At 67.4% G+C, this 23,496-nt stretch carries 23 protein-coding genes; 14 read left to right on the forward strand and 9 right to left on the reverse strand.

All coding sequences use genetic code 11. The annotated features are described in order from the left end of the window. Position 1 precedes the first annotated feature (1 nt). Positions 2-1,006: an isopenicillin N synthase family dioxygenase gene (locus tag E3C22_RS12365; RefSeq protein ID WP_134762323.1), complete on the forward strand. Its 1,005-nt coding sequence runs from the start codon at positions 2-4 to the stop codon at positions 1,004-1,006. 57 nt (positions 1,007-1,063) lie between these two features. Here E3C22_RS12365 and E3C22_RS12370 read toward each other — a convergent pair whose 3' ends face one another. Continuing rightward, complete coding sequence (locus tag E3C22_RS12370) at positions 1,064-1,858, reverse strand: creatininase family protein (RefSeq protein ID WP_134762324.1); 795 nt, start codon at positions 1,856-1,858, stop codon at positions 1,064-1,066. 33 nt (positions 1,859-1,891) lie between these two features. Continuing rightward, positions 1,892-2,272 (reverse strand): RidA family protein, encoded by a 381-nt coding sequence (locus E3C22_RS12375; protein WP_134762325.1) that lies wholly within the window; start codon positions 2,270-2,272, stop codon positions 1,892-1,894. Between the two features lie 189 nt (positions 2,273-2,461). On the opposite strand from E3C22_RS12375, the gene E3C22_RS12380 reads away from it, so the two are divergent. The 8 genes from E3C22_RS12380 to E3C22_RS12415 are packed head-to-tail and all read left to right on the forward strand — an operon-like array spanning position 2,462 to position 10,598. Then, entirely contained in the window at positions 2,462-3,484 is a 1,023-nt protein-coding gene (locus tag E3C22_RS12380) for an ABC transporter substrate-binding protein (RefSeq protein WP_425364974.1), read from the forward strand. A 46-nt stretch (positions 3,485-3,530) separates the two neighbouring features. Beyond that, positions 3,531-4,358 carry an ABC transporter ATP-binding protein gene (locus E3C22_RS12385; RefSeq protein WP_134762326.1) on the forward strand — a complete coding sequence of 276 codons (828 nt, stop codon included), beginning with the start codon at positions 3,531-3,533 and terminating at the stop codon, positions 4,356-4,358. Beyond that, the gene (locus tag E3C22_RS12390) at positions 4,355-5,242 is read left to right on the forward strand and encodes an ABC transporter permease (RefSeq protein ID WP_134762327.1); all 888 of its coding nucleotides are present in this window, start codon (positions 4,355-4,357) and stop codon (positions 5,240-5,242) included. Before E3C22_RS12385 ends, E3C22_RS12390 begins: the two co-directional genes overlap by 4 nt. Positions 5,243-5,245: 3 nt before the next feature. Further along, entirely contained in the window at positions 5,246-6,574 is a 1,329-nt protein-coding gene (locus E3C22_RS12395) for a cytosine deaminase (protein WP_134762328.1), read from the forward strand. Positions 6,575-6,588: 14 nt separating this feature from the next. Beyond that, a complete protein-coding gene (locus E3C22_RS12400) occupies positions 6,589-7,989 on the forward strand; it encodes an FAD-binding oxidoreductase (RefSeq protein WP_245514960.1) in 1,401 nt (466 codons plus the stop codon). A 4-nt stretch (positions 7,990-7,993) separates the two neighbouring features. Beyond that, the gene (locus E3C22_RS12405; protein ID WP_134762330.1) at positions 7,994-8,578 is read left to right on the forward strand and encodes an NAD(P)H-dependent oxidoreductase; all 585 of its coding nucleotides are present in this window, start codon (positions 7,994-7,996) and stop codon (positions 8,576-8,578) included. Positions 8,579-8,634: 56 nt separating this feature from the next. Next, positions 8,635-9,615 carry an ABC transporter substrate-binding protein gene (locus tag E3C22_RS12410; RefSeq protein ID WP_134762331.1) on the forward strand — a complete coding sequence of 327 codons (981 nt, stop codon included), beginning with the start codon at positions 8,635-8,637 and terminating at the stop codon, positions 9,613-9,615. 11 nt (positions 9,616-9,626) lie between these two features. Then, a complete protein-coding gene (locus tag E3C22_RS12415) occupies positions 9,627-10,598 on the forward strand; it encodes an isopenicillin N synthase family dioxygenase (RefSeq protein WP_134762332.1) in 972 nt (323 codons plus the stop codon). A 28-nt stretch (positions 10,599-10,626) separates the two neighbouring features. On the opposite strand, the gene E3C22_RS12420 is transcribed toward E3C22_RS12415, so the two are convergent. Genes E3C22_RS12420 through E3C22_RS12450 form a run of 7 tightly spaced genes read right to left on the reverse strand, consistent with a single transcriptional unit; the run spans position 10,627 to position 17,097 of the window. Beyond that, positions 10,627-11,346 (reverse strand): tyrosine-protein phosphatase, encoded by a 720-nt coding sequence (locus E3C22_RS12420; RefSeq protein WP_167591750.1) that lies wholly within the window; start codon positions 11,344-11,346, stop codon positions 10,627-10,629. Further along, positions 11,343-12,155, reverse strand: coding sequence for a carbohydrate ABC transporter permease (locus E3C22_RS12425; protein WP_134762334.1), 813 nt, complete (start codon positions 12,153-12,155; stop codon positions 11,343-11,345). Before E3C22_RS12425 ends, E3C22_RS12420 begins: the two co-directional genes overlap by 4 nt. Next, a complete protein-coding gene (locus E3C22_RS12430; RefSeq protein WP_134762335.1) occupies positions 12,145-13,074 on the reverse strand; it encodes a carbohydrate ABC transporter permease in 930 nt (309 codons plus the stop codon). Before E3C22_RS12430 ends, E3C22_RS12425 begins: the two co-directional genes overlap by 11 nt. A gap of 53 nt (positions 13,075-13,127) precedes the next feature. Further along, complete coding sequence (locus tag E3C22_RS12435) at positions 13,128-14,429, reverse strand: ABC transporter substrate-binding protein (protein ID WP_134762336.1); 1,302 nt, start codon at positions 14,427-14,429, stop codon at positions 13,128-13,130. Between the two features lie 23 nt (positions 14,430-14,452). Continuing rightward, positions 14,453-15,289: a metallophosphoesterase gene (locus E3C22_RS12440; RefSeq protein WP_134762337.1), complete on the reverse strand. Its 837-nt coding sequence runs from the start codon at positions 15,287-15,289 to the stop codon at positions 14,453-14,455. Beyond that, a complete protein-coding gene (locus tag E3C22_RS12445; RefSeq protein WP_134762338.1) occupies positions 15,259-16,386 on the reverse strand; it encodes an ABC transporter ATP-binding protein in 1,128 nt (375 codons plus the stop codon). The genes E3C22_RS12440 and E3C22_RS12445 overlap by 31 nt, the downstream gene beginning before the upstream one ends. A gap of 24 nt (positions 16,387-16,410) precedes the next feature. Further along, positions 16,411-17,097 carry a TetR family transcriptional regulator gene (locus E3C22_RS12450; RefSeq protein ID WP_134762339.1) on the reverse strand — a complete coding sequence of 229 codons (687 nt, stop codon included), beginning with the start codon at positions 17,095-17,097 and terminating at the stop codon, positions 16,411-16,413. A 412-nt stretch (positions 17,098-17,509) separates the two neighbouring features. On the opposite strand from E3C22_RS12450, the gene E3C22_RS12455 reads away from it, so the two are divergent. The 5 genes from E3C22_RS12455 to E3C22_RS12475 all read left to right on the forward strand — a co-directional run bounded on the left by E3C22_RS12455 (position 17,510) and on the right by E3C22_RS12475 (position 23,460). Next, positions 17,510-18,265 carry an SDR family oxidoreductase gene (locus tag E3C22_RS12455; RefSeq protein ID WP_134762340.1) on the forward strand — a complete coding sequence of 252 codons (756 nt, stop codon included), beginning with the start codon at positions 17,510-17,512 and terminating at the stop codon, positions 18,263-18,265. A 238-nt stretch (positions 18,266-18,503) separates the two neighbouring features. After that, positions 18,504-19,739, forward strand: a complete 1,236-nt coding sequence (locus E3C22_RS12460) for an aminotransferase class III-fold pyridoxal phosphate-dependent enzyme (protein ID WP_245514962.1) — start codon at positions 18,504-18,506, stop codon at positions 19,737-19,739. 139 nt (positions 19,740-19,878) lie between these two features. Then, positions 19,879-20,583 carry a GntR family transcriptional regulator gene (locus tag E3C22_RS12465; RefSeq protein ID WP_134762341.1) on the forward strand — a complete coding sequence of 235 codons (705 nt, stop codon included), beginning with the start codon at positions 19,879-19,881 and terminating at the stop codon, positions 20,581-20,583. A 210-nt stretch (positions 20,584-20,793) separates the two neighbouring features. Next, complete coding sequence (locus E3C22_RS12470; RefSeq protein WP_134762342.1) at positions 20,794-22,404, forward strand: ABC transporter substrate-binding protein; 1,611 nt, start codon at positions 20,794-20,796, stop codon at positions 22,402-22,404. A gap of 36 nt (positions 22,405-22,440) precedes the next feature. Then, complete coding sequence (locus tag E3C22_RS12475; RefSeq protein ID WP_134762343.1) at positions 22,441-23,460, forward strand: ABC transporter permease; 1,020 nt, start codon at positions 22,441-22,443, stop codon at positions 23,458-23,460. Positions 23,461-23,496: the final 36 nt, after the last annotated feature.

The following is a 23,496-nucleotide window of genomic DNA, read 5'->3' on the forward strand; positions in this document are numbered from 1 at the left end:
AATGACGGCAACCGCAACGCCCACCACGCCCTATGGCCTCGCCGAGCTCGAAAAGGAGCGCGGCTTCGGCGGCATGGGCACCACCAAGGCCCGCAACGTCCCGCAGATCGACATGAGCGACTTTGCCGCCCGCAAGGCCGAGATCGCCGATCAGCTCTGGGACGCCTCCACCGAGATCGGCTTCTTCCAGCTCGTCAATCACGGCATCCCGCAGGCGCAGATCGACGAGGCCTTCGCCATGGCCGAGCGCTTCTTCGACCTCAAGGAAGCGACCAAGGCGCAATATCCGCTTCTGAAGGGCACCAATGCCGGCTGGGAATACAAGAGCCAGGTGCGCCCCTCGACCGGCACCGCCGACAACAAGGAGAGCTACCAGATCACCCTGCCCCGCATGGAAAAGCTCTGGCCGACCGGCGAGGAGCTTTCCGGCTTCAAGGTGGTGATGCTGGCCTTCGAGCGCGCCAACTGGGCGCTCGGCATGAAGGTCCTGTCCTGTTTTGCCATGAAGCTCGGCTTTCCCGCCGACTTCTTCACCGACGCCCACGACCCGCTGCAGCCGGACTATCAGTCGACGCTGCGGCTGATCCACTATCTCCCCATGGTCGGCGCCAAGCCCGAGGACTTCACCGGCTGGCGCGCCGGCGCCCACACCGACTTCGACTGCCTGACGCTGCTTCACCAGAAGGTCGGTCAGGGCGGGCTGCAGCTCTGCCCGGGGCGCGAGGCAAGCGGCGAACTCGCATGGACCGATGTCGAGCCGAAGCCCGGCGTCGTCACCTGCAATATCGGCGACATGCTGATGCGCTGGAGCGACGACAGGCTGCAGTCGACGCTGCACCGGGTGCGGATGCCGCGAGAGGACGAGTATCTCGGGCCCCGCTATTCGCTGCCGTTCTTCTGCCAGGCGAACAAGGGCGCGATGATCCAGGGGCCGGAGAAGAAATACCAGCCGATCACCGCCCACGACTACCTGCAGCAGCGGATCGCGGCGAACTTCGCCAAGTGACCCGCGGTGCCCCGCATGGCCGGGCGCCTCGTCGCGCCCGGCAGCCGTCACGCGCTTTCAGCAGAACAGACGCGCTTGCCTGACGTCATCGAGCAGACGCACGAAGCCCGCCGCCTGATGGTCGGCGATCGCCCTGCCCTTTTCGGCGGTCGCGGCGGACGCGTCGCCGACGGTGCCCTTGCCGTTGAGGTCGCTGGCGATCCAGGCATAGGCGTGGGTGCCGGTCGGGCGCAGAAGCTCGAAGTCCCGTTCGAAATCGGTGGCGGTGGAGACGAAATTCTCCGCCTTCGCCATGTCGACCGCCTCCGGCCGGAAATGCAGCATCAGCGAGGTCTCGGCGTCGCCGCCATGGATGCCGTGGCGTTTCTCCAGGTCGTCGATCATTCCCTCGGGCGAGCCGAAGCGCGACCAGGACGTCTTCACCACCAGCATCTTGGCGCGGACGCGGAGCTCGCGGGCGACGATGCCCATGATCTCCTCGTTGCCGCCATGGGAGTTGACCATCACCAGCTTGCGGATTCCGGCCCGGGCGACGGAGAGGCCGAGTTCGCTCCAGGCCTCGATCAGAAGCGCCGGCGGCAGCGTCAGCGTGCCGGGCGCATGGAGATGCTCGTTCGACTTGCCGACCGCCTGGATCGGCAGGATGCGCAGGTCGAGATCGCCCGGCAGCCTCTCGATCACCGTGTGCAGCATGCCGTGATTGATCACGGTGTCGGTGCCGACGGGAAGATGCGGCCCGTGCTGCTCGACCGCGGCGATCGGCAGGACGGCGATCGTCGCCATCGGGTCGAGATTTTCGAAGGCGGTGGTCGGAAAGTCGGACCACCAGACAGGTCGCCGGGCTTGGCTCATTGCGTCTCTCCTCTTGCGCATCCGAAGCGTCCGTCACGCGGCGGCGACTACCTCGATCTCGACCACGAATTCTTCCCTGGCAAAGCCTGTGACGATCATCAGCGTCGAGGCCGGATAGGGCGCCGGAAACAGCCGGTCGCGCACCGCCATGTATGGCTTCAGATGCTCGCGCCCGGTCACATAGGCGTTGATCCGCACGACGTTTGCGAGCGTCATGCCGGCATCGGCGAGGATCGCCGCGACATTGGCGAAACAGCGCTCCGCCTGAGCGCCGCAGCCTTCGGGGATCGTGCCGTCGGCATCGATGCCGAGCTGGCCGGAGAGAAAGACGGTTCGCGCCCCGGGCGGCACTTCGATGCCGTGGGAATAGGCCGCAAACGGCGGATGGATGGTCTCGGCGCGAAGGGTCTTCATCCCGCTCTCCCGGATTGGCTCGACCGAGCCTTAGCCGCTGTGATCACGGAAATAAATGTTGCCGCCGCAATTAAATGCCTTGCAACTGGGCGTGCCTCAAAAATAGACTTTTTGCGGATGCGAGATCGTTCCCACCCCTCGTCGAAACGCGCGCCGACGCGTCGCCGACCTCTGCGAAGGATTGACGACATGATGCCGACTTCCCCTACCCTGACGGCGATCGCCTTCGCCCTGCTTCTCGGCTCCGCCGGGGCTGCCATGGCCGATGACAGCGAGCCGGTCGCCGTCTCCTTCGGCACCAACTGGCTCGCCCAGGCCGAGCACGGAGGCTACTACCAGGCGCTCGCCGACGGCACCTACAAGAAATACGGGCTCGACGTGACGATCCGCCAGGGCGGCCCGCAGGCGGCCAACCGCAACCTCCTGATCGCCGGGCAGATCGACTTCTACATGGGCGGCACCCTCGGCTCCTTCGACGCGGTCAAGCAGGGCGTTCCGCTGATCACCGTCGCGGCGATCTTCCAGAAGGATCCGCAGATGCTGATGGCCCATCCGGACCAGGGCATCGACGATTTCGCCGACCTCGCCAAGCTGCCGACGATCTTCATGGGGAAGGAGGGCTTCATCACCTACTTTTCCTGGATGAAGGCGAATTACGAGGGCTTCTCCGACGCCCAGTTCAAGCCGTACCAGTTCAATCCCGCCCCCTTCATCGCCGACCCGAAGTCGGCCCAGCAGGGCTACATCACCTCCGAACCCTACGAGGTCGAGAAACAGGCCGGCTGGGCGCCGAAGACCTTCCTCCTCGCCGACCAGGGCTTCGATCCCTATTCGACGACGATCGAGACCCAGCGCTCGATGGTCGAGGAGAAGCCCGAGGTGGTCCAGAAGTTCGTCGATGCCACGATCATCGGCTGGTACAACTATCTGAACGGCGACAATTCGGCCGCCAACGAATTGATCAAGAAAGACAATCCGGAAATGACCGACGAGCAGCTCGCCTTCTCGCTGGCGAAGATGAAGGAGACCGGCATCGTCGTCTCCGGCGCCGCCGAGGAGAAGGGCATCGGCTGCATGACCGACGAGCGCTACAAGGACTTCTTCGACAAGATGGTGGCGATCGACGTGGTCGACGCCTCGCTCGACTACAAGAGCGCCTACACCCTCGACTTCGTCTGCAAGGGCGTCGGCATGAAGGCCGCCGGCAAATGACGCCGGCGCTTGCTCGCCCCGCCCGCTGAACCAACCGGAACCCGCCATGTCCAGCGCCGCCGTCGCCGAAAGGCCGGCCGCCAGCACGCGCCAACGGCCCGTGGTCTCGGCCCGCAACGTCTCCAAGCGCTTCTCCAACGGAACGCTGGCCCTGTCGGACATGACGCTCGACATCATGCCGGGGGAGTTCGTCAGCCTGCTCGGCCCGTCGGGCTGCGGCAAGTCGACGGCGCTGCGCATCATTGCCAGCCTCGGCGAGGCGACCACCGGCACGATCGACTGGCCGACCTCGCGGATCGACAGCCGCGGCAAGCCGGCCTCCAGCATCGGCTTCGTCTTCCAGGAGCCGACGCTGATGCCCTGGCGCACGGTGTTTGGCAATGTCTACCTGCCGCTCCGGCTGAAGGGCCAGTCGAAGTCTGCCTCCCGCGAGCGCATCATGGCGGCACTGGAAACCGTCGGGCTCGGGGACTTCGCCAAAGCCTATCCGCGCGAACTCTCGGGCGGCATGAAGATGCGCGTCTCGATCGCCCGCGCCCTCGTCACCGAACCTGCCATCCTGTTGATGGACGAGCCCTTCGGCGCCCTCGACGAGATCACCCGCCAGAAGCTCAATGACGACGTCCTGAGGCTCTGGCACGAGGCCGGCCTCACCGTCGTCTTCGTCACCCATTCCGTCTACGAGGCCGCCTATCTGTCGAGCCGCATCATCGTCATGGGCTCGCGGCCGGGCCGCGTCGTCACCGACATGCCGATCGACAGTCCCTGGCCCCGCGACGAGGGCTTCCGCTCGAGCGAGGACTACGCGGCGCTGAGCCGCAAGGTGTCGGACGCCCTCCAGCATGCGATCCACCAGACGGGAGAAGCCGCATGAGCGATCTTCCCGCCACCAGCGCCGTCGCCGCTCCCGCTGAAGACGAAGCGAAGGAACTCGCCGTTCGCGGCAGGCAGGAGCCCCGCGAGATCAGCGCCAGGGCGGACCTGGTGCTGCGGATCGCCGTTCCGACCTTTGTCCTGCTTTTGACCGTTCTCGCCTGGCAGCTCTATGTCGTTTTCGCCGAGGTGCCGGCCTACATCCTGCCGAGCCCGGTCGCCGTCGCCACAGCGCTCTGGACCGACTGGGGCACGCTCTATCCGGCGCTGCTCGTCACCCTGAAGATCACCTTCACCGCGCTGATCCTGGCGCTCGCCGGCGGCGTCGCGCTCGCGGTGCTGCTGGTCCAGTCGCGCTGGATCGAGCTTGCCCTCTATCCCTATGCGGTGATCATGCAGGTGACGCCGATCGTCGCCATCGCGCCGCTGCTCCTCGTCTACGTCTCCTCGACCCAGACGGCGCTCTTGATCTGCGCCTTCATCGTCGCCTTCTTCCCGATCCTGTCGAACATGGTCCAGGGCCTGAAGAGCGTCGACCACAACCTCCTCAACCTCTTCGACCTGTACGGTGCTTCGCGGATGCAGACGCTGTGGCTTTTGAAGCTGCCGGCCGCGCTACCCTATTTCATGGCGGGGCTGAAGATCGGCGGCGGTCTCGCGCTCATCGCCGCGGTGGTCGCCGAATTTGCCGCCGGCTCGGCGGGCGCCGGTTCCGGCCTCGCCTTCCGCCTGCTCGAATCCCAGTACCGCCTCAACATCCCGCGCCTCTTCGCCGCGCTGATCCTGTTGTCGGTGACCGGCGTCGCGATCTTCGGCCTGACCTCGCTGATCTCCTGGCTTTCGCTCCGCCGCTGGCACGAGAGCGCGCTGAAACGGGAGAACTGAGCCATGAGCATCATCGAGGAAGCAGCGGGGGGCGAACGCCGGCTGCGGAGTGCCACCCTGCCGCAGGCTTTGACGCCGGCAGGCGGCACCGGCCTCAACCTGGTCGACATCGACATTTCGGACGGGCGCATCGCCGCGATCGCCCCGGCCGGCACCCTCCCCGAGCGGCCGGGCGCTGCCCTCCACGATTGCGACGGCGGCCTCGTCTTTCCCGCCTTCATCGACCTCCACACCCATCTCGACAAGGGTCATATCTGGCCGCGCAAACCCAATCCCGACGGCAGCTTCATGAGCGCCCTCAACGCAGTGATGGCCGACCGCGAGGCAAGCTGGAGCGCTGCCGACGTCGAGCGGCGGATGGATTTCGCCTTGCGCTGCGCCTATGCCCACGGCACGGCGGCGATCCGCACCCACATCGATTCCGCCCCGCCCCAGCACGAGATCTCCTGGCCGGTCCTTGGAGCGATGCGCGAGCGCTGGGCCGGCCGGATCGAGTTGCAGGGCGTCGCCCTCCTCGGCCCCGACCACCTTCTCGACCCGGGCCTGCTCGAGCGGGTCGCTTCGACCGCCAGGGCCGCCGGCGGCAGGCTCGGCGGCGCGATCTCGGTCTTCGACAGGGCCAGGGAAGCGATCGCAGCGGCGGTCGAGGCCGCCGGGCGCCACGGGCTCGATCTCGACCTTCATATCGACGAGAGCGAGGAGACCGCCTCGCGCTCGCTGGCGATCCTCGCCGAGACCGTCATTGAGACCGGCTTCTCCGGCAAGGTGGTCGCCGGGCACTGCTGCTCGCTCGCCGTCCACGACGAGACCTTCGCGAGGGAAACCATCGAGCGTGTCGCCGAGGCCGGCATCGCCATCGTCTCGCTGCCGATGTGCAACCTCTACCTCCAGGACCGGCACGGCGAGAACGGCCCGCGCACGCCGCGCTGGCGGGGCGTCACCCTCGTCAACGAGCTGCGCGCGGCCGGCGTCGCGGTCAGCCTCGCCTCGGACAACACCCGCGATCCGTTCTACGCCTATGGCGACCTCGACGGGCTCGAGGTGCTGCGGGAAGCGGCGCGGATCGCCCATCTCGACCATCCCGCCGACGAGGCGTTCTCCTGGGCCCGGGCGGTGACGTCGACGCCCTCTGAGGTCGGCGAGTTTTCCTGGCGCGGCGAGATCGCCGTCGGCGCGCCGGCGGACTGCATCCTCTTTCGCGCCCGCAGCTGGACCGAGCTGATGGCGCGGCCGCAATCCGACCGCATCGTGCTGCGCGCCGGCCGGCCGATCGACCGGACCCTCCCCGACTATCGCGAGCTCGACAACCTGATGGGCGCGCCCCAGCCATGACGAGGACAGCCCCCTTGGACATCGACGCCTTCCGCCGTGATCTCGGCGACATTCCGGTCGAGGACAATCCCAAGCTCGTCCTGCAGAAGAGCCGGGACTTCTACTGGTATTCGCCGGTCCTGAAGCGCCAGCTCGATCATGTGACCGCCGACCTCGTGGTCACTCCGCGGACCATCGACGACGTGGTGACGACCCTCGCCAGCGCCCATCGCCACGGCGTGCCGGTGACGCCGCGCGGTGCCGGGACCGGCAATTACGGCCAGGCGATGCCGCTCTCCGGCGGCGCCGTCCTCAACCTCGCCGGTCTGACCAAAGTCGTCGCGTCGAGCCCGATGACGGTGCGCGCCGAGGCCGGCGCCATCCTTGCCAGGATCGACGAGGAGACACGGGCGGCCCATGGCGCCGAGATGCGCTTCCACCCCTCGACCTATCGCACCGCGACGATCGGCGGCTTCGTCGCCGGCGGCTCGGGCGGCGTCGGATCGATCCGCTGGGGCGGCCTTCGCAACTTCGGCAACATCATCTCGCTGAAGGTGGTGACCTGCGAGGCGAGCCCGCGCATCCTCGACATCGAGGGCACCGACATTCTGAAGGTCGCCCACGCCTACGGCACCAACGGCATCATCGTCGAGGCGGAAGTGCCGCTGACGGCCGGCTACGACTGGGTCGACGTCCTTGCCGGCTTCGACACGATCGAAGACGCCGTGCGCTTTGCCCGCAACGTCGCCCTGCAGGACGGGATGCTGCTGAAGGAGATCGCGCCGATCGCGGCGCCCGTTCCCCACGACTATTTCGTCCGGCACCAGAAGTTCATCCGCAAGGATCAGTCGGTCGTCGTGATGATGGCCGCGCCGCAGGCGATGGCCGCGCTGTCGATCTTCCTCGCCCACGAGAAGGGCGAGATGCTCTACCGTTCTGACGCGGCGAGCGAAGAGGACTTGAAGCGCCTGCCGCCGGCCTACGAGCTCGCCTGGAACCACACGACGCTGCGCGGCCTCAAGGTCGATCCGTCGATCACCTATCTGCAGACGCAATATCCCGATCTGGAGACTCTCAAGAAGATCATCGCGCTCCTCGGCGACGAGATGCCGATGCACAACGAGATGATCCGCTTCGACGGGCGGGTGGTCTTTTCCGGCCTGCCGATCGTGCGCTTCTCCACCGAGGAGCGGCTGGAGGAGATCATCCGGATCCACGAGGACAATGGCTGTCTCGTCTTCAATCCGCACCGCTACACGCTGGAGGAAGGCGGCATGAAGCGCTCCGATCCCGGCCAGCTCGCCTTCAAGCGCGAGGCCGATCCGAAGGGCATCCTCAACCCCGGCAAGATGATCGCCTGGGAGAATCCCGACTTCGACTTCGCCTCCGGCAAGGCCTGGCTGTTCTCCGGCCTGCAGAGCGCGGGGGCGGACTGAGCCGATGCGCGTTCTCGTGGTCCACGCCCATCCGGTCGAGACGAGCTACAGCGCGGCGCTCAACACCATCGTTCTCGACGAACTGGCGAAGGCCGGGCATGCGGTCGATCACCTCAGCCTCTATGGCGAGGGCTTCGATGCCGTCCTCTCCCGCGAGGAGCGGCTCGCCTATCACGATGTCCCGGACAACCTGACCGACGCCATCCGCCCTTACGTCGAGAGGGTCAAGGCGGCGGACGCCCTGGTCTTCGTTTATCCGGTGTGGAACTTCGGCCTGCCGGCGATCCTGAAGGGCTTTTTCGACCGGGTCTTCGTGCCAGGCGTCGCCTTCGAGATGCGCGGCGGCCAGCTGGTACGGGTGCTGCCGCCGAAGAAGAAGATCGCCGTCGTCACCACCTATGGCGGCGACCGGCTGCGGGCGCTTCTGATGGGCGATCCGCCCCGCAAGGTCGCCTGCCGGGTGTTTTGGACGGTGTTCCGCCCGCGCCGCCCCGTCCAGTATCTCGCTCTCTACGACATGAACAACAACGGCCCCGGAAAGCTCGACGCCTTCAAGGCGCGGGTCGCCCGGGCGATGGCGCGGTTCTGAGCCGCGCCGGCGGGATGCGCCGAAAATATCCAAGCCTTAGTTGAAGGACCCTTCACATGCGAAACCCGAGACGACTGCCGGCCCTCATCCTCGCCGCGGCCAGCGCCGCCTTTGCCACTGCCCCGGCCGCCCGGGCCGCCGAGGCGATCACCTTCGGCCTCAACTGGCTCGCCGAGACCGAGCATTGCGGCTTCTACCAGGCGAAGGCCGCCGGGCTCTATGATGAAGCCGGTCTCGACGTGACGCTGGTGCCGGGCGGGCCGGACGCCAATGTCCCGCTGCTGGTCGCCTCCGGCAAGTACCAGCTCGGCATGGGGTCGAGCTTCACGACGCTGAACCTCCTCGCCCAGGACATTCCGGCAAAGACCGTCGCGGCCTTCCTGAAGAAGGACCCGCAGACGCTGGTTGCCCATCCCGGCCAGGGCGTCGAGACGCTGGAGGACCTGAAGGGCAGGACGATCATGATCGCCAAGTTCTCCCAGCAGGAGTTCTGGCAGTTTCTGAAGACCAGATACGGCTTTTCCGACGAGCAGCTGAAACCCTACACCTATTCCGCGGCGCCCTTCCTCGCCGACCCGAAGGCGGTTCAGCAGGGCTACATCACCGAGGACGCCTATCTCCTCGGCAAGGAGATGCCCGAGCCGCCGGTCTCGCTGCTGCTTGCCGACTACGGCTACCAGAACTACGCCTCGACGGTGTTTGGCCGCAGCGACTGGATCGACGCGCACAAGGATGCCGTCAGGGCTTTCGTCGAGGCGACGGCGAAGGGCTACCAGGCCTGCCTCGACGGCAAGGCGAGCGCCGGCGAGGAGGCGATCCTGACCGCCAATCCCGACCACACCAAGGGCCTCTACGACTTCAAGCTGAAGCAGATGAAGGAGCGCAACATGGTGACCGGCGAGGACGGCGGGCCGATCGGCCAGATGACCGACGAGCGATGGAAGGACTTCTTCGACACGATGGTCGCGTCGGGCGTCTACGCGAAAGACCTCGACTACAAGGCCGCCTACGACCTGTCCTTCGTCGACGGCGAATAAGGAGATCTGCCATGGCCGAGATCGCGCTTCCCCTCGTCGACCTCTCCTCCTTCATCGGCGGCGACGCCGCGGCCCGGGCGAACGTCGCCAGGGAGTTCACAAAGGCATTCGAGACGGTCGGTTTTGCCGTCGTCGTCGGCCACGGCATTCCCGAGCCGCTGATCGACGAAACCTATGCCGCGATGACCGCCTTCTTCGACGCGAGCTTCGAGGCAAAGAGCGCCTATACCCCGCCGGAAAAGGCCAAGGGCCGCGGCTATCTGCCAATGGGGATCGAGAGCGTCGGCAAGACGCTCGCCGGCGAGACGCCGCCCGACCTCTGCGAGGCGCTGGTCTTCGGCGCGCCGCACCGCGAGGGCCGGCCGGGCCACCGGCCGAACTTCTATCCGGAACAGCCGCCGGAACTCGCCGGGCTGGTCAAGCGCTACAGCGCCGAGATCCTGAAGCTCAACGCCCATCTGGTGCAGCTGATGGCGCTGGCGCTCGACATGGAGGAGGACGCGCTCGACCCCCTCCACACCGATCCCGCTCTGACCCTGCGCTTCGTCAACTATCCCGACCAGGTGGAGGAGCCGAAGCCCGGCCAGCTTCGCTACGGCGAGCATCACGACTACGGCACACTGACGATCCTCAGGCAGGACGCCGCCCCCGGCGGCCTGGAGATCCGCGATTTCGACGGCGTCTGGAAGGAAGCGACGGTGGTGCCGGGCTCCTTCGTCATCAATGTCGGCGATCTCCTCGCCCGCTGGACCAACGACCGCTGGCGCTCGACGCTGCACCGGGTGTCGAACCCGCCGCGCGGGCTCACCGGCTCGACGAAACGGCTGTCGATGGTCGCCTTCACCGGGCCGAACGAGGACGCCGAGATCACCGTGCTGCCGACCTGCAGAAGCGAGGATGCGCCGGCGAAATATCCGCCGGTCAAAGCGGGCGAATACATCCTGTCGAAGATCGCCGCGAGCCACGAGATCAAGGCGGACTGAGAACGGGGTTTGGCCGACCGTCACGGCCTCAGCGCAGCAGGTCGGCCACGCGCCGGATCTCGCCGGGCGCAAGGCCGCAATCGGCGAGATAGCCCTCGGCGCCGCCCCAGCGCTCGCGCAGCAAGTTGAGCGCCGGGCTCAGCATCTCGACCTTCGCGGCGTAGACCTGATTGGCGGCGGCGCGGCCCGTCGGATCGTGGCTTTCGCGCAGGCGCTTCAAGAGCGCCGCGCCGGCGGTCTCGGTCAGCGCATAATCGGCGAGGATGTCGGTTTCAGAGACCCCCGCGGCACCAAGCACCAGCGCCGCGACGAGACCGGTGCGGTCCTTGCCGGCGGTGCAATGGACGAGCAGCGGCGCCTTGCTTTTCGCGATCGCCCGGAAGACGCTGGCGAAGGCCGGACCGCAGGTCTCGAAGGCGGCAACGTAACGGTCGGCCATCGAGAAGCTTCGGCCCGCCGCCATCGCCGCCAGCGGCTGCAGGCGGGCAAACAGCGGGATGTGCCGGTAGTCGATGCCGGTACGGCCGAGGAGGCGGGCCGGATCGCGGCCGAGTTCGTCCTCGGTGCGCAGGTCGATGACGAGGCCGAGGCCGGTGGCGGCGAGCGCCTCGAGCCCCGCCGCATCGAGGCCGTGCTGGCCGCAGCCACGGAACACCCGGCCAAAGGCGGTGGTGCCGCCGGACGCCACCGCATAGCCGCCGAGATCGCGGATATTGTGGACGCCGCCAAGCGGCAGGAGCCGCGTCATTTCAGTCCCGAGCGCATGAAGCTGTCGATGATCTGCCGGTGCAGGACGAGATAGAGCGCCAGGATCGGCAGCGACGCCAGCGTCGCGGCCGCCATCATCGGTCCCCATTGATTGCCCTCCTGGCTCATGAACATTTCCAGCCCGATCTGCACCACCGCATTCTCGATGTGCCGGGTCAGAAGCAGCGGCCAGAAATACTCGTTCCAGGCCGAGATGAAGGCGAGCACGGTGAGTGCCGCAAGTGCCGGACGCATGTTCGGCGCGACGATCTGCCAGAGGATCCGCGAGGCCCCTGCCCCGTCCATCCGCGCCGCCTCGATCACCTCCTTCGGGAAGGAGCGCATGGCATTGTAAAAAACGATGACGGCGAAGGCGGCGGCGGCATTCGGGATGACGAGGCCGGCGATGGTGTCGCGCAGGCCGAGTTCGGTGGCGAGGACATAGTTCGGGATCATCGTCACCTGGAAGGGCACCAGCCAGGACAGGCCGATCACCGCCTGGGCCAGCTTCACCCCCGGAAACGGCCAGCGGACCAGCGCATAGGCCGCCAGGAGGCCCGTCAGCACCTGCGCGGCGGCGGTGGCCGAAGCCATCAGCGCGGTGTTCCAGAGGATGCGCAGCATCGGGATCGCCTCGAGGACGTAGCCGAAATTCTCGAGCGACGGCGCCTTGGGCCAGAGCGCTGTCGAGAAGATTTCGGTCTCCGGCTTCAGCGCCGTGACGATCATCCAGTAGACCGGGAACAGCGCGAGGACCGACAGGACGATCATCATCGCGTGGACGGGGAGTTGGCGCGGCCTATTCGTCATAGACGGCGAGCCTCTTCATCAGCCGCAGCATGAGGAGCGCGACGGCCGCCAGCGTGACGAAGGTGAGGATGCCGGCGGCGGCACTCCAGCCGGCCGACAGCGTCTTGAAGCCGTAGTCCCACATCAGGAAGAAGACGTTGGTGGTCGATTTCAGCGGCCCGCCGCCGGTCAGGACGTTGACGTAGATGAAGCTCCACTGCGCCCCGAACAGCGCCGTCATCATCGTCAGGAGCAGGATCGTCGGCGACAGCAGCGGCAGCCGGATGTCGCGGATCACCTGCCAGCGGCTGGCGCCGTCCATCCGCGCCGCCTCGATGTAGCTCGGCGCGATGGTCGCATTGGCGGCCGAGAGCAGCAGCGTCGAAAAGCCGATCAGCTTCCAGCCGGTGATCCAGACGAGGGTCCAGAGCGCGATGTCCGGATCCTGCAGGAAGCCCACCGGGCCGAAGCCGAGCACTTCGAGCCCGGCATTGACGAGGCCGTGGGTGTCGTTGAGGAGCCAGCGCCAGAGGATCGCGGCGACCACCGGCGCAACGATCATCGGCACGAAGATCAGCGAGCGGTAGATGCCGCGGGCGCGGCCGGTCATGTCCTGGGTGAGGATCGCGACGGCGAGCGGGATCAGCACCGAAAGCGGCAGCAGCCCGACGATGTAGAGAACGGTGTTCAGCGCCGCCCGGCTCATGTCGGGCAGCGTCAGGAGGTTGCGGTAGTTGTCCCAGCCGACGAAGCGCTGCGGCGAGGTCGGCAGCATGTTCCACTGGTAGAAGGAGAGCTTCGCCGCCTCGATCAGCGGCAGGTAGATCCAGACCAGCGTGATCAGCAGCGCCGGGGCGAGATAGGCCCAGGGCAGCGCTGCCGAGCGGAGCCGCGGCAGGGCAAGTCCGGTGGGAGCAAAGATCTCGGCAATCGCAGTCATGGCAGGTCCCGGGCAAGCGGGCGCTCCAGGGGAGCGCCCGGATCGTTCGGCGGTCAGGACGACGGCATCAGCGGCTGGGCCTGGTCCTGGGCGGCCTTCAGGACGGCGCGCGGATCGCCGTGACCGAAGACCGCCTCGACCACGGCGTCCTTCATCATGTTCTCGACCTGGCGGTAGTTGGGCCCCGGAAAGGCGACGTTCGGCGTCAGGTTCTGCAGCTGTTCGAGGTTCGGCTGCAGCATCGGATGGGCCTCGACATAGCCCTTGAGGTATTTCGGGTCGTCGATGATGTCGAGGCGCAGCGGCAGATAGCCGATCTCGCTGGTGATGATCGTATAGGCCTCCTTGGAGGTCAGATACTTCATCAGCTCCCATGCGGCCCGCTGCTTGACCGGATCCTTCGACAGAAGGAACAGCGCCGAGCCGGAATTGGTCGGCGCGGTCGGCTTGTCGCCGAAGGACGGCATCTTGGCGAGGCGCATCTCGAACTTGCCGGCGGTGGATTTCTCGAAACGCGACATCACCGCGCTGGTGAACAGGAACATGCCGAGTTCGCCTGCCTGGAAGGTGTCCATGTGGCTCGCCGGATCGATCCGCGCGTGCGAGCCCTCGTCCATCGCCTCGCGCAGCATCACCACCGCGTCGGCGGCGCCGTCGTCGGCGAAGGTCAGCTTGTTGCCCTCGCGGACCATGCCACCGTTCGACATGGCGATCGCCTGATAGACGAAGGTGCCGTCGATCGGGCCGTAGGCGCCGGGGAAGAAGCCGCCCTTGCCGGTCTTTTCGTGGATCGCCTTGCCGGCGGCGCGCACCTCGTCCCAGGTCCGCGGCGGATTTTCGGGATCGAGTCCCGCGGCGCGGAACAGATCGGCATTGATGAACAGCACCGGCGTCGAGAAGGTGAAGGCGAGGCCGTAGGTCTTGCCGTCGACCTTGCCGAGGTCGAGGCCCTTCGGCGCCATGCCTCTGGCATGTTCGGCCAGCTCCTCGCCGGCCAGGTCCTCCAGCGCTTCGGCGCCGAGGTCGCGGGCGATGTAGATCAGGTCGCGGAAGACCAGCTGGGCGAGATCCGGCTGGTCGCCGGCGACGAGATCGGCCTGGACGCGGCTGAGGATCTCGTTCGACTGGGCGGCGATCGCATCGACCTTGATCAGCGGATGGGCCTTCATGAAGCCGGCGATCAGCTTTTCCGTCGCCTCCTTGCCGAGGCCGGCGGAAGCCAGATTGTAGTCGTAGAAGCTGATGGTGACCGGCTCGGTGATCTCGCCGGCCATCGTCGCGTGGGCAAGGCGCGGCGCCAGCGGGGCGAGAAGCGCGGCGGCCGAAGCCGTGGCCAGGAAGTCTCTGCGGTTCATGGTCCTGTCTCCTTGGAAGGGCGTCATTCGGCGGCCCTGGCGGCGCGTTCGCGCAGCATCGCCAGCGGATAGCGGTTGAGTTCGGCTCTGTCGGAGGGCAGCGGCACCAGCGCCATGGTGAGGCCGGAGGGCCGGATCGTGCCGATGCCGAAGCCCGCGCCCCGCACCATCCGCAGTTCCTCGGTGGCGAGGATGTCGGTGGCGGCGTGCTGGCCGATGCCGACGACCAGAAGCATGCCGTGCCAGGAGGAGACGCGGTCGTGATGGATGTGGCCGGAAAGGATGCCGACGACGCCCTTGTCCTTCAGCATCGCCGCGAGCTTTGCCGACTGCTCGGGGTTCACCATCCGCCAGGGCGTGCCGCCGTCGTCCTCGCCGAGGGCCGGCGGGTGATGGATCACCAGGAGCTTCGGCAGATCGGTGTGCCTTGCCAGCGCCTCGCCCAGCCAGGCGAACTGCTCCGGCTCGATGCTGCCGCCGATGGCGCCGGGAATGGTGGAATCGATGGTGACGATGTGGATCCCGGCAATCACCGTGTCATGGTCGTAGGGAGCGGAGAGGTCGTCGCTCCGTCCCAGCATCCCTTCGTAGAAGCCTGCCCGGGTATCGTGATTGCCGATCGCATAGACGACAGGCAGCCCGGTCTCCTCCATCACCGCCTTCAGCCGCCGATAGCTCGCCGCTTCGCCGCGGTTCGACAGATCGCCGCTCGCCACGATGAAGGCAGGCGCCGGATCGATGGTGGCGACGAGGGCGAGGATCTCGCCGAGCGTCGCGTCGGTGTCGCTGAAGAGATGGGCATCGTCCGGATCGCCGAGATGGAGGTCGGTCAGATGGACGAATGTCGTCTCGCGTCCCATGCGGGGGCTCCTTGCCTGAGAGTTTCGGCGGCGTCCGGCTCGATCCTCAGACCGGTCTCGGCGTCGAAGAGATGGACGGCCCGCGGCGGGATCGCGACCGCGAAGCTGGTGTCGATCGGCGGCGCGTCGGCATGACGCTGCAGGATGAGGTCGATGCCCTCGCCGCGGGCGTGGACGTGGATCTCGGTGCCGAGATCCTCGACGAGATCGGCGGTGAAGACCGGCCCCCCGCCGGCAGGAGGCATTGGTGCGAGCGCGTCGGGGCGTACGCCGAGATGGACCGCGCGCCCGGCCGCCGCCCGGAAGCGCAGACCGTCGCAGGGGCGCCAGCCACCGACCGCCAGCGTCCCTTCCGCGGTGACCGCGGCATCGATCAGGTTCATCCGCGGTGCGCCGATGAAGCCGGCGACGAAGCGGCTCGCCGGGCGGCGGAAGACGTCTGCGGGCGGGCCGACCTGCTCGACCCTGCCGGCATTCATCACCACCAGCCTATCGGCCATGCCCATCGCCTCCACCTGGTCGTGGGTGACGAAGACCGAGGTGGTGCGCAGCTCGCGGTGGAGGCGCTTGATCTCGCCGCGCATCTGCTGGCGGAGGATGGCGTCGAGATTCGACAAGGGCTCGTCGAACAGGAACACCCGCGGATTGCGGATCATCGCGCGGCCCATGGCGACGCGCTGGCGCTGGCCGCCAGACAGTGCCGCAGGCCGGCGATCGAGCAGCGTCTCGATGTCCAGCATCGCCGCGGTGCTGCGCACGCGGGCCTCCCGCTCGCGTTTCGGCACGCCGGCGACGCGCAGCCCATAGCCGATGTTCTCCGCGACCGTCATATGCGGATAGAGCGCGTAGTTCTGGAACACCATGGCGCAGCCGCGCCGGCCCGGCTCGACACCGTTCATCGGGACGCCGTCGAGGCTGACGGTTCCGGCCGAAACCGCCTCGAGACCGGCGATCATGCGGAGAAGGGTCGACTTGCCGCAGCCGGACGGGCCGAGGATGACGACGAATTCGCCCGAGGCGATCGCAAGGTCGACGCCGCGGACCGCGTGGCTCTCGCCGAAGCGTTTCTCGATTCCCGCAAGTTCGATCGCCGCCATGTGTTCCCCTTTGCGGGGGACCGTCTACGCCGGCTTTGTTGCCTGCTCGCGACGCTTCTCGAACGTTGTTCGAATCGCGGCATCGAGGGTCGGCGGCGCGAACATCGGCGCAATGGCCGCGACGGTCTCGCGGATCAGCGCCTCGGGATCGTCGAGGTCCATGGCATTGCGGGTCAGCACGGCGGTCCGCTCGCGCTGGCGGGTGATCTGGGTCCTGACGCCGAGGGCGCAGCTGAGCCGGAAGCCGATCTCGACCTCGTCGAACCAGGGGGCGATCTCCGCCAGGCAGCGGATGAAGACGCGGTGATGCTCCACCGTCTCGATCACCGGGCGATACTGGTCGGGATGGTGCGACATCACCGACAGGCGATGAAAGAACAGCATCACCGGATAAGCGCTGGCCGGATCGAGGCTCCAGCGGATCGACGCCCCGACGAGGGCGGCGAGCACCTCGTCGATCTCGGGCGGATACGGGCTCGCCCTGTCGCGGGCCCTCTGCAGCGCATCGAGCCGCTCGGCGTTGATGCGCCGGTAGACGAGCTTGGTCGTCTCGGCGACCAGCCCCTCCATCGAGCCGAAATGATAGTTGATCGCGCCGAGATTGGTGCCCGCGACGGCGACGATGCGGCGCACCGACACCTCGCGGAAATCGTCGGCGCTGCAGATCACCTCCTGGCAGGCGGCGATCAGTTTGGTGCGGGCATCCTGCATGGTCTCTTCGGGGCCGGGTGGAACGCCGGATTGTACAGGCTGCGAGGCGTCAGCCGCATGACAGTCTTCGGGCGGGCGTGTCGGGCCCCACCCTCGCAAGGCGCCACGCAGTGGAGACTGCGCGATACGGGAGGGCGATCGTGTGGCCGCGGCTTTGCCGTTGACGGCCCGTGGCCCTGGATGTATCCGGACCCTGCAGCCGAGGCTGCCGTAGGCGTTACCGTCATCCAACGCATCCATGTCGAGAGGGCCCGGGCTCGGAAATCTCGATTGTTCGGATGCAGCGGTCGCCACTCCTTTCGCCCGTCGTTTCGATCCCGACGCCTCCGGCCTTGCCGCCGGACCGTGCGGATCTGCGAGCCGATTGCGGCAACGGCCCCGGCATCCTTCACGCGATGAAGGAAAGTCACGCATGAACATCACAGGCAACACGGTTCTCGTCGCCGGCGGCAGCAGCGGGATCGGCCGCGGCATCGCCGAGACCCTCCACGACCGCGGCAACCGGGTGATCGTCGCCGGCAGACGATCGGGGCAAATGGCGGAGATGGCGCGGCTGAGACCCGGCCTCTCCTGGCTGGAACTCGACGTCACCGACCCGGCCTCGGTGAGCCGCATGGCCCGGCAGCTCTCGGAGGAATTCCCGCAGACCAATGTCGTCTTCGCCAATGCCGGCGTCTCACGCACCGAAGACCTGACCGGCACCGGCTGGACGGCGGAAGCTGCGCAGGCGGTGGTCGAGACCAACATCCTCGGCGTGATCCGGCTGATCGGCGCCCTGATCCCACTGCTGGCGGCCCAGGACCATGCGACGCTGGTCGCGACCGGCTCGGCCCTCGCTTTCGTGCCGCGGGCGGATTTTCCGAGCTATTGCGCCAGCAAGGCATTCCTCCACTCCTGGCTCCTGTCGCTGCGCCATCAGCTTCGCGGGCACAAGATCGAGGTGCTGGAACTCTCGCCGCCCTATGTGCAGACGAGCCTGACGGGCGAGGCGCAGGCCAGCGATCCGCGGGCGATGCCGCTCGCAGGCTATGTCGCCGCGGTGATGGAAAAGCTCGAGGCCGGCGACCATCCGAACGGCGAGATCCTTCTCGACGTCGATCTCCCACGCCGCCATGCGGAGCGTGACGGCCGCTTTGCCGAAGTCTTCGCACGGCTGAACCCGGCCTGACACGAGGGGCGGGCGTCACCGGCACCCGCCCATGGCAACGCCGGCGAAGATGTCTCGGGGGATCCGCGGCTGAACCGCCCGGAGCCTCGACGGACGACCGCCTCACGTCGCTTCGCCGGTCGCTCGGGCGATCCCGCCCGAACCGCCCACCGCGGATCCGGCGGCGAGCGCAATTTCCTTGCATGACTGGTCGATGATATATCATATGTCAAATGATGAAACGGATGGAGAGCCGGTCATGAGCCTCGACCGCACCAACTCGCTGGACAGCCGCCTTCGCGAGAGAGCCCGACAGGTGATCCCCGGCGGCATGTTCGGCCACCTCCACGCCAAGGGCCTGCCCGAGGGCTATCCGCAATTCTTCCGCTCGGGTCAGGGCTGCCGCCTGACCGACGTCGATGGCCGCGAATATCTCGATTTCATGTGCAGCTGGGGGCCGAACGTCCTCGGCCATCGCCATCCGGAGGTCGAGGAGGCGGTGCGCCGCCAGCTCGATCTCGGCGACTGCCTGAACGGGCCGACCGAGCACATGGTGACGCTCGCCGAGCGCTTCGTCGATCTCCTGCCCCATGCCGCCTGGGCGCTGTTCCAGAAGAACGGCACCGACGCCACCACCACCTGCGTGACGCTGTCTCGCGCCAAGACCGGTCGCCGCAAGATCCTCGTCGCGGCCGAGGCCTATCACGGCGCGGTGCCCTGGTGCTCGCCCTCGCTGCTTGGCGTCACCGCCGAGGACCGCGCCCATATCGGCACTTATGTCTATAACGACGTCGCCAGCCTCGAGGCGGCGGTGGAGCGGGCGTCCGGCGATCTTGCGGCGATCCTCGTCTCGCCGTTCAAGCACGACTACGGCAAGGAACAGGCGTTGCCGACGCCGGAATTCGCCGCCGCCGCGCGCCGGCTCGCCGACGCCGAGGATGCGGCGCTCGTCCTCGACGAGGTGCGCTGCGGCTTCCGGCTGTCGATGCAGGGCAGCTGGCACGCCCTCGGCGTCGAGCCTGACCTCTGCTCCTGGAGCAAGGCCATCGCCAACGGCTATCCGCTGGCGGCTGTGACCGGCGGCGAGGCGTTCCGGCAGGCGGCGTCCGAACTCTTCGTCACCGGTTCGTTCTGGTGCGGCGGCGCGGCGATGGCCGCCTCGGTGGCAACGCTCGCCGTGCTGGAGCGCGAGGACGGGCCGGGCCACATGCGAAGGATGGGCCAGCGCCTTCGCGACGGCATCGCGGCGCAGGCGGCGACCCACGGCGTCGACCTCGTCAACAGCGGCCCGCCGCAGATGCCGCTGATCCTCTTTGCCGATGACGTGGACTACCGGAAGGGCGAGTTGTTCGCCCGCGAGACCCTGGCGCGCGGCGTCTACATGCATCCGCGTCACAACATGTTCCTCTCGCTGGCGCATACCGAAGCCGACATCGACGAGGCGCTGGAAGCGACGGACGCCGCCCTTGCGGCGGTGGCGCAGCACGGCGCCTGATGCCGGCCGCGCCGTCCCCGGGGCAATCGGCGGATTTGCCGAATCGGCCTTCGCCCCGCATCGTGGAAGCGGCGCGGCTCGTCCGCCGGCCCGGCCGGGCGCGGCGGGAGGCGGCGGGAGGAGCGGAAGGGCCGGACGAATGTCGAGCGTGAAGGTGATCGGCCTCGAGCCGGTCGGCAGTGCCAGTCTCAGCGACCAGATCTACGGACAGCTGCGGGACGAACTGATGAGCGGCCGGCTGAAGCCGCACCAGCGGCTGCGGATCCGCGACCTTGCCCAGTCTCTCGGGACCAGCGAGACGCCTGTGCGCGAGGCGGTGTTTCAGCTGGTGCGTGACGGCGCGCTGGAGCTGAAGGCGCGGCACTACATCCGCGTCCGTGGCCTGACGCTCGGCGAATATATGGAAAACCGCGACATCCGCCTGCTGCTCGAGCCGCTCGCCGGCGAGCGGGCGATGCCGCTGATCGGTGCCGAGGGCATCGCCGAGCTCGCCGAGATCCATCGCAGCCTGATCGAGGCCGAGGACTCCGGCGACTGGCCGACCGCGATCAACGCGAACTACGCCTTCCATTTCGGCCTCTACCGGCATTCCGGCCTGCCGACGCTGACCGAGGCGCTGGTGCGGCTGTGGCTGCGGCTCGGCCCGATGCTGAACCATCTCTATCCGCATGGCCATCCCCGCTATAGCGGCCGGCACCAGCACGAGAACATCCTCGACGCGCTGCGGCGCAGGGACGGCGCCGATCTCGCCGCGTCGATCCGTGATGACATGCTGGAGGGCGGCCGCGGCTTCGTGCGGCGGCTGGAGGAGATCGAGCAGGACACCGAGTTCGAGGGCGACTGATCGCCGGCAAGTCAGTCCGCCTGGGCCGGCGAGCGGATCGCGGGTAGCTTGGCGCAGCCACCGACCGGCTCGCCATCCTTGCCCAGCCTGAGGGCAACTGCCCAGAATTTTAGCACTCCTTCCGGCAGCGCGAAAAACCACCAGGGGACGCTTGACACGACCCGCCCCGGCAGCCTGATATATTGTGTATCAGCCGAGAGAGGTGAACCCATGACCAGCCCGATCCGCCGCACCGCCCTTGCCCGCCTGCTTCTCGCGACAGCTCTCGCAGCCTCCGTCGGCGGCTTCGCCGGTCCGGCAGCTGCCGCCGAGGACACGCCGATCGTGGTGGCCCGGAACATGGACGTGAACTCGCTCGATCCCGCCCGCGGCTTCTGCGACACCTGCCAGATCTACCTCACCGCCGTCTACGACACGCTGCTGACCCTCGGCGACGACAACAAGACGCTGGTGCCGAAGCTCGCCACGAGCTGGGAGGCGAATGACGACCAGACCGCCTTCACCTTCCACATCGCGCCGAACGCCACCTTCGCCGACGGTTCGCCGGTCACCTCCGAGGACGTCGCCTGGACGCTGCAGCGGCTGAAGAACATCAAGGGCGACCCGTCCTTCCTGATGGACTCCCTCGCCTCGATCGAGACTCCCGACGACAAGACGGTGGTCATCCACACCAGCGAGCCCAATTCGGAGTTCCTCGGCATTCTCGCCGCCTCCTACACCGGCATCATCAACAAGAAGCTCGCCGAGGCGAACGGCGCCACTGCCGGCGAGGACGCGGCCACCGCCGACCAGGCCGATACGTGGTTCTTCGCCAATTCCGCCGGCGGCGGCGCCTACGAGCTCGACAGCTACCGGACCGGCGACGAATTGCGGCTCAAGGCCAATCCGAACTACTGGGACAAGAAGCCGGCGATCTCCGAGGTCATCATCAAGCAGGTCGAGGACGCGGTCACCCAAGCGCAGATGCTGCAGACCGGCGACGCCGACATCGCCATGCAGATCGACCCCGACACCGCCGCGACGATCAGCGATCCGGAGATCGTCGTTGACACCGTGCCGAGCTTCAACTTCCTTTATATCGCCGTCAGCCCCGGCGCGAAGGGCAACAGCGTGCCGCTGACCAAGCCGGTGCGCGAGGCGATCGCCGACGCCATCGACTACGAGGGCATGATCGACTTCACCGTCGGCGGCAAGGGCAAGCTTCAGCCGGTGGCGATCCCCAACGGCTTCCCCGGCACCGACGACCTGCCGATGCCGAAGCAGGACCTCGACAAGGCCAAGTCGCTGCTCGCCGAGGCCGGGCTCTCCGACGGCTTCACCATCGAGGCGCACTATCCGGCGGTGAACGCCTATGGCGTCGACATCTCGCTGATGATGCAGAAGGTGCAGCAGGACCTCTCGCGGGTGAACATCTCGCTGAACCTCACCCCGACGACCTTCGCCGTCTGGCGCGAGGAGGTCGGCGGCGACGGCATTCCGATGACCGCGGTCTACTATGCTCCGGACTATTTCGGCTCGGCCCAGTACGTCCAGTACTTTTCGATGATCCCCGGCCAGCCCTGGGCGAAGCGCGCCGGCGTCGGCAAGGTCGAGGATCTCGGGAATGGCGAGAAGGAAGCCGAGCTGCTGAAGAAAGCGATGGCCTCCTCCGGTGACGCGATGGTCGGGGCCTATCACGACATCGCCTTGCAGATGATCGACGACAAGGTGATCATCCCGCTGGTCAGCCCCGATCTCGTCCTCGCCTCGCGCAAGGGCATCGAGGGCGTGCGCTACAGTGCCTGCTGCAACCTCGCCCTCGGCCAGCTGAGCCGCGACTGAGGGCGCCGACCGCCCGCGACCGACGCAAGGCCCGCGATGACCCGTACGCTCATCCGTCGCATCCTGATGATGCCGTTCCTCGTGCTCGGCATCGTCACGGTCGCCTTCATGCTGTCGCAGATCACCCGCGGCGATCCGCTCGCCGCGCTGATCGGCGAAAGGCAGATGGGCAATCCGACCATCGTCGCCGCCGCCAAGGCGAAATGGGGCCTCGATCGCTCGCTGCCGGAGCGCTACGCCATCTATCTCGGCAATCTCGTCCAGGGCGACATGGGGACCTCCTTCCGCACCCGCCAGCCGGTGGCGAGCGACCTCTCCCGCCGCCTGCCGGCGACTCTCGAACTGGTGGTCGCGGCGGTGCTGATCGGCGGCGTCACCGGCGTCTTTCTCGGCGTCCTCGCCGCGAAATACCGCGACACGATCGTCGACACGGTGGTGCGGCTCCTGGCGCTGACCGGCTCGTCGGTGCCGATGTTCTGGCTGGGGCTCCTCGTCCTCTTCATCTTCTCGGTCCGGCTCGGCATCCTGCCCGGCCCGGGGCGGCTCGACACACGGACGGCGGCGCCGGAATTCGTCACCGGCTTCTTCACCATCGACAGCCTTCTCGCCGGCCAGTTCGCCAAGTTCCGCGAGGCGCTGGCGCATCTCGTCCTGCCGGCCTCGGTTCTCGGCTGGACGGTCACCGGCATCGTCGCGCGGCTGGTGCGCGCCAGCATGATCGACGTGATGTCGCAGGATTTCGTGCTGGCGGCGCGGGCCAAGGGGGCCGGCGCCTGGCGCGTCCTCCTCAATCACGGCCTGCGCAACGCCCTCATCCCGACCCTGACGATCCTCGGCTTCACCTTCGCCTATCTGATCACCGGCGCCGTCCTCACCGAGACGATCTTCTCCTGGCCCGGCATCGGCTCCTATGCCGTCGACGCGGCGCGCTCGCTCGACTATCCCGCGATCATCGGCGTCACCATCGTCGGCGGCTTCGCCTTTCTCATCGCCAACCTTCTGACCGACATCGCCTATGCGATCGTCGATCCGCGGGTGCGGACGGGCGGCGCATGAGCCGGCAGGAGCTGGCCCTGGCGCTTCCGCCCGGCC

This window comes from Jiella endophytica, from assembly GCF_004519335.1.
In the GTDB taxonomy this organism is placed as follows: Bacteria; Pseudomonadota; Alphaproteobacteria; order Rhizobiales; family Rhizobiaceae; genus Jiella; species Jiella endophytica.